The 13,408-nt window shown below is 67.9% G+C and carries 11 protein-coding genes; 6 read left to right on the plus strand and 5 right to left on the minus strand.

The genetic code is table 11. From position 1 onward, the window contains the following. Entirely contained in the window at positions 1-1,305 is a 1,305-nt protein-coding gene (locus JWS13_RS25280; protein WP_206008105.1) for an MFS transporter, read from the minus strand. Positions 1,306-1,373: 68 nt separating this feature from the next. Between JWS13_RS25280 and JWS13_RS25285 the strand changes: the two genes are divergently transcribed. Next, positions 1,374-2,051, plus strand: a complete 678-nt coding sequence (locus JWS13_RS25285; protein ID WP_206008106.1) for a FadR/GntR family transcriptional regulator — start codon at positions 1,374-1,376, stop codon at positions 2,049-2,051. Positions 2,052-2,083: 32 nt separating this feature from the next. Here JWS13_RS25285 and JWS13_RS25290 read toward each other — a convergent pair whose 3' ends face one another. Both JWS13_RS25290 and JWS13_RS25295 read right to left on the minus strand, forming a co-directional pair. Beyond that, complete coding sequence (locus JWS13_RS25290) at positions 2,084-3,055, minus strand: DUF1648 domain-containing protein (RefSeq protein WP_206008107.1); 972 nt, start codon at positions 3,053-3,055, stop codon at positions 2,084-2,086. A gap of 22 nt (positions 3,056-3,077) precedes the next feature. Further along, complete coding sequence (locus JWS13_RS25295) at positions 3,078-3,479, minus strand: SdpI family protein (RefSeq protein WP_072942681.1); 402 nt, start codon at positions 3,477-3,479, stop codon at positions 3,078-3,080. A 115-nt stretch (positions 3,480-3,594) separates the two neighbouring features. On the opposite strand from JWS13_RS25295, the gene leuS reads away from it, so the two are divergent. Next, the gene (gene leuS / locus JWS13_RS25300) at positions 3,595-6,459 is read left to right on the plus strand and encodes a leucine--tRNA ligase (RefSeq protein WP_206008108.1); all 2,865 of its coding nucleotides are present in this window, start codon (positions 3,595-3,597) and stop codon (positions 6,457-6,459) included. 14 nt (positions 6,460-6,473) lie between these two features. On the opposite strand, the gene JWS13_RS25305 is transcribed toward leuS, so the two are convergent. Beyond that, on the minus strand, positions 6,474-7,208 hold the full coding sequence (locus JWS13_RS25305; RefSeq protein ID WP_206008109.1) for a haloacid dehalogenase type II: 735 nt from the start codon (positions 7,206-7,208) through the stop codon (positions 6,474-6,476). A 133-nt stretch (positions 7,209-7,341) separates the two neighbouring features. Here JWS13_RS25305 and JWS13_RS25310 point away from each other — a divergent pair, with 133 nt between their 5' ends. Further along, the gene (locus tag JWS13_RS25310; RefSeq protein WP_206008110.1) at positions 7,342-7,980 is read left to right on the plus strand and encodes a GntR family transcriptional regulator; all 639 of its coding nucleotides are present in this window, start codon (positions 7,342-7,344) and stop codon (positions 7,978-7,980) included. 3 nt (positions 7,981-7,983) lie between these two features. Here JWS13_RS25310 and JWS13_RS25315 read toward each other — a convergent pair whose 3' ends face one another. Beyond that, on the minus strand, positions 7,984-9,195 hold the full coding sequence (locus JWS13_RS25315) for a PucR family transcriptional regulator (protein WP_206008111.1): 1,212 nt from the start codon (positions 9,193-9,195) through the stop codon (positions 7,984-7,986). A gap of 132 nt (positions 9,196-9,327) precedes the next feature. On the opposite strand from JWS13_RS25315, the gene JWS13_RS25320 reads away from it, so the two are divergent. The 3 genes from JWS13_RS25320 to hppD all read left to right on the plus strand — a co-directional run bounded on the left by JWS13_RS25320 (position 9,328) and on the right by hppD (position 13,371). Then, complete coding sequence (locus JWS13_RS25320) at positions 9,328-10,662, plus strand: Glu/Leu/Phe/Val dehydrogenase family protein (RefSeq protein ID WP_241032294.1); 1,335 nt, start codon at positions 9,328-9,330, stop codon at positions 10,660-10,662. Positions 10,663-10,675: 13 nt separating this feature from the next. Beyond that, on the plus strand, positions 10,676-12,091 hold the full coding sequence (locus JWS13_RS25325; RefSeq protein ID WP_206008112.1) for an amino acid permease: 1,416 nt from the start codon (positions 10,676-10,678) through the stop codon (positions 12,089-12,091). Between the two features lie 65 nt (positions 12,092-12,156). Further along, positions 12,157-13,371 carry a 4-hydroxyphenylpyruvate dioxygenase gene (hppD, locus tag JWS13_RS25330; protein WP_206008113.1) on the plus strand — a complete coding sequence of 405 codons (1,215 nt, stop codon included), beginning with the start codon at positions 12,157-12,159 and terminating at the stop codon, positions 13,369-13,371. Positions 13,372-13,408: the final 37 nt, after the last annotated feature.

Genomic DNA, 13,408 nt, shown 5'->3' on the forward strand with positions numbered 1-13,408 from the left:
TCAGGCCACAGTACTGGCCTCCTCTGCCCGGTCCCCACCCTTCGTGCGGACGCCCAGCACGGCGACGACGCCGCACAGGACGGCTCCGATGATCGCGAGTTCGAGGACGGCCACGTGCATGCCCTGGACGGTGATGGCGATGCCCGCGCAGATGGACGGCACCGCGAGACCGACGTAGCCGACGGTGAAGAACGCGGCGAGCGTCCCGCCCTGGGCGTCGGGGGCGTGCTCGGCGGCCGCGGCGCCCACCGCGCGCATCGCACCGGCGAACGAGAGTCCGTGTCCCACACCGACGACGACGGTGACGGCGCCCAGAAGGGCGAGGGACGGCGCGAAGTCGACGACGAGCAATCCGACCATGCCGACGCCCACGGCGCCGATGCCCAGGGTTCGGCAGAGCACGGTTCCGAGTCGGTTGGCGACGAGTTGCGCGGACACCGAGCACACCATGACCAGCGCGGCGGCACCGCCGGCGACCACCAGGTTGTTCACGTCGAGCAGGTCGATGATCCACGTCGGGACCACCGACTGGAACAGGCCGACGGCGCCCCACGCCAGTGCCACTCCGAGGGAGGACAGCCAGAACACCCGGCGCAGGGGTGCGGGGACGTGCGGCACCTGGAACAACTGGGTGGGGCGTGACGTACCGCCGGTGGGTGCGGGGAGCAGCAGCACCATGATCAGCGCGGGCAGGAGCGCCAGCGCGAACAGCACGTACGGCAGGACAAGGGCGTGCGGAAGGTACTGCGCGACGGCGCCGCCGAAGAGCGGGCCGAGCGCCGCACCGAGGGCGGTGGTGAGGGTGGCGGCGAGACCGGCGCGGCGGAGGTTCCGGGCGGGTTCGTGCTCGATCAGGGCGGCGGAACCGGCGGCCGAGCAGGCGCCGACGGCGATGCCCTGGGAGATCCGGCCGAGGAACAGCCAGACGGTCGAGTCGGCGAAGGCGAGGAGCACGGCGCCCAGGAGGCTGAAGAAGATCGCGGCCAGCAACACGAAGCGGCGTCCGAGCGCGTCCGACAGCGGGCCGAAGAACAGCAGCGACGGAAGCAGGCCGGCGACGTAGACGGCGAAGATCAGCGTCTGGACCAGCGGGGTGAACCCGAATTCGTGGCGGTAGAGCGAGTACAGCGCCGTGGGCATGTTGGAGCCGAGGAGCAGGACGACGAGGAGATAGTTCAGGCCGTGGAAGTGGCGGCCGGTGGGGCGGGCGGTGGCGGTCGGGAGGGCGTCGGCGGGAGCGGTTGACGTGGACGTGTGGGGTCGCCTCCTCGGGCTGTCCGGATGCGTGAAGCTGTACAAATACATGGGACGTCCTACGTAGTTTAAACGGGCCGGTCGGGACGAGCGAGCCGGCGAGGTGTGAGGATGAGTACATGACGGTGGTTCGGCGCGAGTCCGCGTATCAGCAGTCCCTGGACTGGATGCGCGGCAGGATCGCCGAGGGCGACTGGACGGTGGGCGAGCGCATCCCCACCGAACCCGAGCTGATGACGCTGCTCGGAGTCGGTCGCAACACCGTGCGCGAGGCCATCAAGACCCTGACGTCCACGGGCATCCTCGAGATCCGGCGGGGGTCGGGGACGTTCGTTCGGGCGCGCACCGACATCGGCGGGCTGCTCGGGCGGCAGGTCGCAGTCGCGAAGATGCTGAACGTCTTCGAGGTCCGGCGAGCTCTCGAGACGGAGGCCGTCCGGCTGGCGTGCGAGCGCCGCACCGACGACGATCTGCGGTCGCTGTCCGCGCTACTCGACGAACGGCAGCGCACGGCCGACGAGGCGTCCCGATTCGCGGACGCCGACCTCGCGTTCCACCTCGGCGTCGTGGAGGCCGCGCACAATCCGGTGCTGTCCGACCTCTTCGCCGGGATCCTCGAACCCACCCGCGCCACATACGACTTCACCGAGGGCGTCCACCCGCCGTCGCTGACCACCGACGACCACCATGCCGTCGTCGACGCGATCGCCGCCCGCGACGAGGACGCCGCCGTCCGCGCCGCCCTCGGCTACCTCGACCGCGTGCTCGAAGCGGTGCACCAGGCCTCCCGCCCGTGAGTGGTTAGCGAGTCCCTGCACTCGTTAACCACTCACGGGCGGCGGAGCCGCACCTCGGCGTACGTGTTGAGGGCACCGGCCATCTCCTCGGCCCGCGCGCTGGTGACGGTCAGGCGGTCGCCGCAGGCGGTCGTGACGATCACGGCGGGGCCGGTCCTCGTCACGACGCCGTAGTTGCGCCTGCCCTTCACCTTGAGTCCCCAGCCGCCGAAGTCGTCGAACGGCTTGATCACGTCGACGCGGGCGCCCTCGATCTCCTCGATCCCGTACTGCAACGCGGTCATGCCCATGTTCACCACCCGGATGCCGGACCGGTCGACGATCACCCGGAACCGGAGCAGGCTCACGATCAGCAGCCCCACCGGAACGAACACCGCGAGCGGCCACCATCCGTCGACGAGCAGGCAGACCGCGAGCGCGGGAGCGACCCCGAGAATCAGGAGCAGGATCAGCGACCCGAGGGTGCCGAACCCGACCGTGTCCGCGACGGTCGTCGGGTGGTCGGCGCGCGGCAACCGCGGGTCGGGAGAGCCGGTCGCGGCGACCCGGGGCCGGTAGTCACGGAGCAGGGCGGCGCCGATCAGACCGACGACGGCCCCGATCACGACACCGAGGCCGAGCGACCACATCGGGAGTTCGGTGGCCGCGGGGTCGGCGACGTCGAGTTGGACGTAGAGCAGCACCACCTGCACCGTGAGGATTAGGCCGACCACGGACAGTCCGACGACGAGCATTGTGCGGCGCATCATGAGCATCGCCTGGGCGAGGGCGGCGATCGCCGCGCATCCGCCACCGAACAGGACCGTCACCAGGGCGAACGTCCAGGCGCTGGACATCGGGGTGGAGAAGCCGTCCGGCGAGGTGGTGGTCCAGTGCGTCGCGATCTGCGCCGGGAGCCGCGGTTCCCACACCTTCGTGAGGATCACCCCGGACAGCGCCGCGATCACCGGGAGCAGCAGACCGAAGACTGCGCCTGCGGGGTCGACGACGCGCGAGGAGTTCACCGGACGGGCCGTCGCCTGCCGGTCAGGACGGCTGGCAGGCGCCCTTCAGGGAGCACGCGCCGCAGGAACTGCCGCACCCACCGGTGTCGGCGGCGGGCACCGACGCGGCGGCACGGGCACCGAGCGATCCGCCCGTCGCCGCGGTGAGCGCGGCGGCGACGACGCTGACGAGGACGGCGCCGATTCCGAAGACTCCACCGATCAGGATTCCGGCGATTCCGCCGATGACGAGGAGCCCGGCCGCGGCGAGCAGGGTGGGCCCCGCAACCTTGTTGGCCAGCGCAAACGTCTGATCGTCGCGCATCGTCTCGGGGGTGCGGACACCCGCCCACCGGTTGCGCGGGAGGCGCTCGGCGAGGCCTGCAACGGCGACACCGGAGACGGCGACGGCGAGCACGAACAGCACGACGGAGGCAATCAACACGAGACCAGGATACGGCGGACCCGGACGCGCAGGTGAGCCCGGGTGGGGTGAGGCTCTACCCTGGTTGTCGGTATCCCCCTAATTCAGAATGTCAGCCAAGTAGATAGCGACCACAGTGACCGAGCACGTGCAGCCCGCCAACCCGTCCGACGCGACCCCGCAGCACCGCTACACCGCGGAGCTCGCCGGCCAGATCGAGCAGCGCTGGCAGGACCGGTGGAGCGAGGAGGGCACGTTCGACGCGCCCAACCCGGTCGGCCCCCTCGCCGGCGACGTGCCCGCGGACAAGTTGTTCGTGCAGGACATGTTCCCGTACCCGTCGGGGACGGGTCTGCACGTGGGCCACCCGCTGGGCTACATCGCCACCGACGTGTTCGCCCGCTATCACCGCATGCAGGGCCACAACGTGCTGCACACCCTCGGCTACGACGCGTTCGGTCTGCCTGCCGAGCAGTACGCGGTGCAGACGGGCACGCACCCGCGGACCACCACCGAGGCCAACATCGGCAACATGAAGCGTCAGCTGCGCCGCCTCGGGCTCGGCCACGACGAGCGCCGCACCTTCGCCACCACGGACGTGGACTTCTACCACTGGACGCAGTGGATCTTCCTGCAGATCCACGACGCGTGGTTCGACAAGGAGGCCGGCAAGGCCCGCCGCATCTCCGAGCTCGAGGCCGAGTTCGTGTCGGGCGCCCGCGCCCTCGAGGACGGACGGGACTGGGCGTCGCTGCCCGTGACCGAGAAGGAAGCGGTCCTCGACTCCTACCGCCTCGTGTACCACTCCGATTCGATGGTCAACTGGTGCCCCGGTCTGGGCACGGTGCTGGCCAACGAGGAGGTCACCGCCGACGGCCGCAGCGACCGCGGCAACTTCCCGGTGTTCCGTAAGCATTTGCAGCAGTGGATGATGCGCATCACCGCGTACTCCGACCGCCTGGTGGACGACCTGGAGTACCTGGACTGGCCGGAGAAGGTCAAGACCATGCAGCGCAACTGGATCGGGCGCTCGCACGGTGCGCAGGTGAAGTTCGCCGTGACGGTCGAGCAGAGTGAGGGTGGATCCACTGCCCACGACGTCGAGGTGTTCACGACGCGGCCGGACACGTTGTTCGGTGCGACGTACGTGACGCTGGCGCCGGAGCACGAACTGGTCGACGAGATCGTCGCGGCCGCGTGGCCCGAGGGTGTGGATTCGCGCTGGACCGGCGGTGCCGCAACGCCCGCCGAAGCGGTTGCGGCGTACCGGAAGTCGATCGCCGCCAAGTCGGACCTGGAGCGGCAGGAATACAAGGAGAAGACGGGCGTCTTCCTCGGCACGTACGCGGTGAACCCCGTCAACGGGCACAAGTTGCCGGTGTTCATCGCCGACTACGTCCTCACCGGCTACGGCACGGGGGCCATCATGGCCGTCCCGGGTCACGACCACCGCGACTACGAGTTCGCCACCGAGTTCGGTCTCGACATCGTCGAGGTGATCTCCGGCGGCGACCTCTCCAAGGACGCGTACACCGGCGACGGCACGATCGTGAACTCCGGCTTCCTGAACGGCATGTCCGTCGCCGACGCGAAGAAGGCCATCACCGAGCGGCTCGAGGCGGACGGCACCGGCCAGGGCACCATCCAGTACAAGCTGCGCGACTGGCTGTTCGCCCGGCAGCGGTACTGGGGCGAGCCGTTCCCGATCGTGTACGACGCCGAAGGCTACGCGCACGCCCTGCCGGAATCGGCTCTGCCCGTGGAGCTTCCGGAGGTCGAGGACTACGCACCCGTGTCGTTCGATCCCGACGACGCGTCCTCGGAGCCCTCTCCCCCGCTGGCGAAGGCCGCCGACTGGGTCAACGTCGAACTCGACCTCGGCGACGGACTGCAGACGTACCGCCGCGACACCAACGTGATGCCGCAGTGGGCGGGCAGCTCGTGGTACCAGCTGCGCTACATCGACCCCACCAACCCGGACGTGTTCTGCGACAAGGAGAACGAGCGGTACTGGACGGGTCCCCGGCCGGAGATCCACGGGCCGAACGATCCCGGCGGCGTCGACCTGTACGTCGGTGGTGTCGAGCACGCGGTGCTGCACCTGCTGTACTCGCGGTTCTGGCACAAGGTGCTGTTCGACCTCGGGTATGTCAGCTCGAGCGAGCCGTACCGCCGCCTGTACAACCAGGGCTACATCCAGGCCTACGCGTACACCGACGCGCGCGGCGTATACGTGCCCGCCGACGAGGTGGAGGAGAAGGACGGCAAGTTCTTCCACCAGGGCGCCGAGGTCAACCGCGAATACGGGAAGATGGGCAAGAGCCTCAAGAACTCCGTGTCGCCGGACGACATCTGCGAGGAGTACGGCGCCGACACGCTCCGCGTCTACGAGATGTCGATGGGTCCGCTGGACACGTCCCGGCCGTGGGCGACCAAGGACGTCGTCGGTGCGCAGCGCTTCCTGCAGCGCGCCTGGCGTGTGGTGGTCGACGAGGAGTCCGGCGCCGTTCGTGTCACCGACGACGCCCCGACCGAGGACACGCTGCGCGCGCTGAACAAGGCGATCGCCGGTGTCGGCGAGGACTACACCGCACTGCGCGACAACACGGCCGCGGCCAAGCTGATCGAGTACACCAACCACCTCACCAAGGCGTACCCCGCCGGTGCCCCCCGCTCGGCGGTGGAACCGCTGGTGCTCATGCTCGCGCCGCTGGCCCCGCACCTCGCGGAGGAACTGTGGTCGCGGCTCGGCCACGAGAAGTCGCTGGCGCACGGACCCTTCCCGGTTGCCGAGGAGAAGTGGCTCGTCGAAGACACCGTCGAGTACCCGATCCAGGTCAACGGCAAGGTCCGCAGCCGTGTGACCGTCGCCGCCGACGCCCCGCGTGAGGAGATCGAGAAGATCGCGCTCGCCGACGACAAGATCGTCGCACTGCTCGACGGCAAGGATCCGCGCAAGGTCATCGTCGTGCCCGGGAAGATGGTCAACATCGTCCTCTGACGCGGACCGCGGAGTCATTCGGCCCGCCGTGCCTCCTTCGCGGCGCGTGCGGCGGCGGCGAACCCTTCCATGGTGGGGAATTCGAGGGCGTAGGTGTACTCGTCGGAGGGTTCGGGGGTGGCTCCCCAGCCCGGACGGTCGTGGCGGCGATTGATCCACACCGAGGGCAGGCCGTGGCGCTTGGCTGGCACGTGGTCGTGAAAGAGGCTCTGCGCCACATGCAGAAGACGCTCACGGGGAACGCCGAGTTCCTCCAGTGCGCCGTCGAGAGCGTCGAAGTGGTTCGGCGCAGGCTTGTATGCCTTGACGTCCTCGGCGGTGATGATCTTGTCGAACTCGACTCCCAGACGTGCGTTGCTGCCGGCGAAGCCCGCACGGTGGACGTTGGACAGGATGATCAGCTTGTAGTCCTTCGCCAGGGAGGCAAGCGCTTCGGCGGAGTCGGGGAACGCCGGCCAGTCGGGGACCGAGGCGCCGAGCCTGGCTGCCCATTCGTCGCTGACGTCCCTGCCGAGCGTCTTCCCCGTGCGGCGGAAGGCGTCGGCGAGGATCGCCGAGTACAGCGCGCCGGGGGTGTCGCGTTCGGCCCGGGCCTCGTTGTCCGCGTACGCGCGGAGCAGTTCCTCGTCCGTCAGCGCGAGCCCGACATCCTTCGCCCAGGGCGCGAGAACAGCGGCGATGCCGGCTTCCCAGTCGATCAGGGTGCCGTAGCAGTCGAAGCTCAAGGCGTCGTAGTCGGCCAGATTCATGGTGGTTCTCCTCGAGGTGTCGTCGCAGTGTCGTGACTGGCAACCAAATCGGTATTACTGTTATACAGTACAACAGAGCGTCCGATGGTGGAAGACGGTATAGCAGATATACTGCGGGCCGGAGGAGGACGGTATGAGTCCAGTGCTACAAACGCAGACCACCCGCGACGCGCTGGTGGCGGAGATCCGCGCCCAGATCCTCGGTGGTGACCTCGCGCCCGGCACCCCGCTCACCGAGACGGGCCTGGCTGCGATGTTCGACGTCGCTCGCCCCACGGTGCGGTCGGCGCTGCAGGTGCTGACGAGTCGCCATCTCGCCCAGCAGTCCCAGGGCCGGTCGCTGATCGTTCCGGTTCTCGATCACGAGGACGTCCGTGATCTGTATTTCGTGCGCATTCCGCTCGAACTCGAAAGCGTCCGGGTCATCGTCGAGAACGGCATCCCCCTGAGCGAGGCCGAGCGGTATCTCGAGAAGATGGAGCAGATGCCGGCCGACGCCAGTTGGGCGGACCGAGTCGAAGTCCACTCGGCGTTCCATGTCGCGATCATCGACGCGGTCGGCAGCGACCGGCTGAGCCGGATCTACTCGACACTGCAAGACGAGATGCAGTTGTGCCTGGCGCAGATCCAGAAGTCGTATCCGAACCCCCGCGATCTCGCGACGGAGCACCGCAAACTCCTGGACGAGTTACGATCCGCCGACCTCGATCGCGCACAGAGCGAGATGCGCAGGCACCTCGAGCGCGCGGTCGAGAACTACGAGACCACCTGATCGTCACGCCTGCCTATCGGCGAGGTGCTGGTGCAGTTTGAGTGCGACGTGCAGGGCCGTGGCGCGCCACCCGTCGTCGAGGGCCTGATCGCCGAGTAGTTCGCGTATTCGGTTGAGCCGGTAGTACAAGGTGGCGCGGTGGATCGAGAGGGCTTCGCAGGTGGCGTCGACGCGACGGCCGGCGTCGAGGTAGGCGACGACTGTTTTCCAGTGCTCGACACTGCCGTTGCGAAGGAGGCGGTCGGCGTCGGCGCTGAGGTTTCGCACCGTGTCCTGTCGCAGCGGTCTGCCGTAGAGCAGGCGCCAGGATCCGAGGTCCTCCCACTGCTGGAAGCGCGTCGAGCCGGTGTTCGGGGAGGAGAGTTCGGCGGCGAACTGCGCTCGGTGAGTGGACTCTTCGAGTTCGTCGGCGGTGTCGGCGGCGGCGGTGCCGGCTCCGACCACCTCGTATCCGGCGGCGTGCACGGCGCGGGTCAGGGTCGATTCGACCTCTCGAATCTCCCCTGCGGTGGTGTTCATGGAGACGGTGACCAGTCGGTCGTCGGTATACCGGGCCAGGAAGGGTCGGGCGAGCCGGCGGCGGGCCAGTTCGAGTTCCAGGTCTCGGTTGTCCTGGTTCGCCGGTTTTCCCCGGCGGCGCCGGCGGACTTCGGCCACGTGCACGCGCAGATCCCCACGCGGCGGTAGATGACCGCTGTCCAACGCCTCTCGGACGGCGGCGGATGCGGTCTGCCGTGTGGTCGCGGCCGTCAGAAGGCGGGCGAGTTCGTCTGCACGCCGGCGGATTTCGGTGTCGTCGGACGCGAGGAGTGGAGCCAGTGCGGAGACGGTGCTGCCGGCGTCGGACATCTCGGGTTCGGTGACGGGGGGTTCGTCGAACAGCCACAGGTAGCCGAGCAGTGCCCCTTCCCGTCGGATGGGGAAGCAGACCCGCGGGAGCATGCCGTAGTCCTCGTTGCGGGGGAGCCGCACCGGCTCGGTGGAGGTGGCGACGCCGAGGCTGAGCATCCACGGCAACGGCGGTTCCGGGGGCGCGCGGTCGATGATCGCGGTGACCCGGATCTGGTCGATCGGCCCGGTCTGGGCGCTCGCGCACAGCAGCTCGAAGCGGGGATTGTCGACGGCGACCGAGCGGTGCAGCGCGTCGGCCAGGTCGTCGACGAGCGCCTGCATCTCGCTGAGGCGGCTCGGCCCGCTTCCGTCGACCTTAGACATATGTCGAAGGTACTCGAGATGGGTGGCTAGAGACAACGCACTGGTCAGAGCCCCACGATGGAAGCCACTGGAACTGCGACCCGGGTCACATCGGGAGTATCCGGGTACACGTGGAAGACGAGGAGACACATCGTGGATCAGAGCATTTTCGCCCCGCTGAAGGCCGCCGGCCTGACGTCGTTGAAGTTGCAATACGACTGGAGGACCGATCGGCACCGCCTGTATGCGGCGAAGGAGTGGGATGCCGATCTGGACTTCGCACAGTACAACCGCAGCTTCCATGTGGAGAGTCTGCTGACCTCGAACGCGGTTTACCTGGGTCATGAGCAGGTCCTCGCCCTCTACGCCGAGCACGGCCTCGCCGACTACCTCGACGAGGTCCTCGAACTGCTGCGCGGCGGCAAGCACTTCGGTATCGAGGTCTACTACCACGAGGGCCGCGACATCCGGTTCATGTGTCACCAGCACAGTCGCCGGCAAGGCCTGATGAACAAGCGCCACGCGACCCTGGCCGGCGGGATCCGCCGCCATCCGCTCGAAGAGCGGGAGTTGGACGTGATCATCGACGGTCTGAACCTCGGCCGTGCGATGAGCTTCAAGAACATCGCCGCAGACCTGGATTTCGGGGGCTGCAAGACCACCGTGCAGATGGACCCGCTGAACCTCGACGACCTCGAAGCGCTGGGCTTCCTGTCGTTCGCGCTCGATCACTGCCGCACCATGACCGGCCCGGACATGAACTTCCCCACCGCGATGTCCGACGTCATCAACGCGCACTTCTCGAAGTCGTTCACCAGCGGCCCCGCGTCACCGCTGGGCGAGACCGGCAAGCCCACCGCATACGGCACGTACCTCGCCCTGAAGGAGGCCGTCCGGTTCGAGGAGGGCACCGACACCCTGACCGGTAAGACCGTGGCCGTCATGGGCCTCGGTGCGGTCGGCTGGTCGATGGCCGAATACCTGCTCGACGGCGGCGCCCGCGTCGTCGTCTCCGACATCGACGAGGCCCGCGCCGCGGACTTCCTCGCAGGCCACCCCGGTCGGGCGGTCGAGTCGGTGCCCGTCGGGGCGATCATGGACATCGAAGCAGATGTGTTCTGCCCCTGTGCGATCGGCGGAATCCTCGACGAGGACACCATCCGGCGAATCCAGTTCCGCTACGTCTTCGGGCCGGCGAACAACCAGCTCAAGGCCACCACGCAGGACGAGGAGATCCGGCTGGCCGACCTGTTGGCCGAACGCGGCATCCTCTTCCAGACCGAGTGGTGGCACAACACCGCCGGCGTGATGTGCGGCGCCGAGGAATATCTGCATGGAGCCGCCGCGAACACCGCCGACCTGATGGCCAAGGTGGAACGCATCGTCCCCGCCAAGACCCGGGCCAACCTCACGCAGGCGAAGGAACTCGGCATCACGCCCACCGAGAATGCCTACCGCACCTGCGTCGACACCATCTACCAGCGATAAGAGCGAGTACACCATGGACGAACCGACAACGCCCGCCCCCGCGCTGATGCAGCGCGGACTCCAGAACCGTCACATCCGGATGATCGGCCTCGGGTCGGCGATCGGCACCGGGCTGTTTCTCGTCTCCGGGTCCACCATCCAAACCGCCGGACCCGCGGTCCTACTGGCCTACGTGGTCGCCGGGGCGGTGATCTTCCTGATCATGCGGATGCTCGGAGAAATGGCCGTCGCCCGGCCGGTCTCCGGCTCCTTCAGCGAATACGCCCGCGAGCACTGCGGCCCGATCGTCGGGTTCATCGCGGGCTGGAACTGGTGGATGACGTGCATCGTCGTCAGCATGCTCGAGCTGACCGCGGTGGGCACGTTCATGGATTTCTGGTTCCCGGGCCTGCCGCACTGGATGACCGCCGCCGTCGCCCTGGTCCTGATCACCGGCGTCAACCTCATCCATGTCAGTGCCTTCGGGGAGTTCGAATTCTGGTTCACCCTGATCAAGGTCGCCGCCGTGGTCGCCATGATCGTCTTCGGTGTCGCCATCGTCTTCGGGGCGGGGCACTACGACTCCGCGGCGTTGAGCAACCTGTGGGACAGTGGCGGATTCGCCCCGCACGGGGTGACCGGCATTCTGCTGTCCCTGGTGGCGGTCACGTTCACCTTCGGTGGCATCGAGTCGCTCGGCACCACCGCCGGCGAGGCCAAGGATCCTGCCCGCAGTATCCCCAAGGCCGTCAACGGCGTCATCGTCCGCATCCTGGTGTTCTACGTCGGCGCGATCGGGGTCATGCTGATGATCTGGCCCTGGGCCCGGGTCGGGGTGGACGGCAGCCCGTTCGTCCTGATGCTCGACGGCCTCGGCGTCGGCGGCGCCGCAACCCTGCTCAACATCGTGGTGCTCGTGGCGGCCCTGTCGGTCTTCAACACCATGGTCTACAGCAACGCCCGGGTCCTGCACGGCATGGCCGCGAAGAAGCAGGCGCCGGCCCTGCTCGCCCGAACCAATCACCGCGGAGTGCCGGTCACCGGCATCGTGATCAACTCCGCGATCACCGCGATCGTGGTGCTGCTCAACTACCTCTTCCCGGGTCAGTTGCTGATGATCCTGGTGGCGATCATCCTCTCCGCCGAGATCATCACGTGGAGCACGATCGCGATCAGCCACCTGCGATTCCGGCGGACCGCCGGCGCCGGTGCCTTCCGGTCGCCGCGGTTCCCCTACGCCAACTACCTGGTGCTGGCCTACCTCGCCGGTGTGGTCGCCCTGATGACCCGGCTACCGGATTTCCGCGCCGGCGCCATCGCCCTCCCACTCTGGCTCGCGGGCCTGCTGCTCGCTGCTCTCGTCTACCGGAAAATCCGCCGCAGCCGGGGGCACACCGACACCGAGCCCACCGAGACCGGGCGACCCCTGATCGACCACAACCCCACCTGACACCGGAACCCGTAAAGACATTGCCGCCAAGAGTTTTTCACCCCATACAGAATCGGAGAACCTCCATGCCCCACAACACGCTCACCGCCCAGGAGACGGAGGCCGAGCTCGACCTCGAGCAGCTCCAGCAGCTCGTCGGCCTGGTCGACTACGACGCAAGCACCGACCCGTTCCCGGTCAGCGGCTGGGACGCCATCGTCTTCGTCGTCGGAAACGCCACCCAGACCGCGCACTACTACCAATCCGTCTGGGGCATGGAACTCGTCGGCTACTCCGGCCCGGAGAACGGCAACCGCGACCACAAGGCATTCGTCCTCAAATCCGGCTCGATCCGCTTCGTCGTCAAGGGCGCCGTTGCCCCCGACAGCGCCCTCGTCACCCACCACGCCGCCCACGGCGACGGCGTCGTCGACATCGCCCTGGAAGTACCCGACGTCGACAAGTGCATCGCCCAGGCCGAGCGGGCAGGCGCCACCGTTCTCGACGAGCCCCACGACGTCGCCGACGAGCACGGGAAGGTCCGCATCGCCGCGATCGCCACCTACGGGCAGACCCGGCACACCCTCGTCCAGCGCGTGATCGACGGCCGCCGCTACGACGGGGCATATCTGCCCGGCTACACCGCGGCGCAGAGCACCTACGTCAAACGCGACGGCGCACCCAAGCGACTGTTCCAGGCGCTCGACCACATCGTCGGGAACGTCGAACTCGGCAAGATGGACGAATGGGTCGGCTTCTACAACCGAGTCATGGGCTTTGTGAACATGGCCGAATTCATCGGCGACGACATCGCCACCGACTACTCCGCACTCATGTCGAAGGTCGTCGCCAACGGCAACCACCGCGTGAAGTTCCCGCTCAACGAGCCGGCGATCGCCAAGAAGCGTTCGCAGATCGACGAATACCTCGACTTCTACCAGGGACCGGGCGCCCAGCATCTGGCCCTGGCCACGGGCGATATCCTGCGCACCGTCGACGAACTACGAAAGGAAGGGGTCGAGTTCCTCTCCACCCCTGACGCCTACTACGAGGACCCCGAGTTGCGCGCCCGCATCGGCCAGGTCCGCGTTCCCGTCGAGGAACTGCAGAAACGGGGCATCCTCGTCGACCGCGACGAGGACGGCTATCTGCTGCAGATCTTCACGCGTCCCCTCGGCGACCGGCCGACGGTGTTCTTCGAGATCATCGAACGCCACGGCTCCCTCGGCTTCGGCAAGGGCAACTTCAAGGCACTGTTCGAATCCATCGAGCGCGAGCAGGACAAACGCGGCAACCTCTGAGACGCCACCGCCGTGCGCGCCACGGCGTGACCGATGA

Origin of the sequence: Rhodococcus pseudokoreensis (assembly GCF_017068395.1) — a bacterium.
GTDB classification, from domain to species: Bacteria; Actinomycetota; Actinomycetes; order Mycobacteriales; family Mycobacteriaceae; genus Rhodococcus_F; species Rhodococcus_F pseudokoreensis.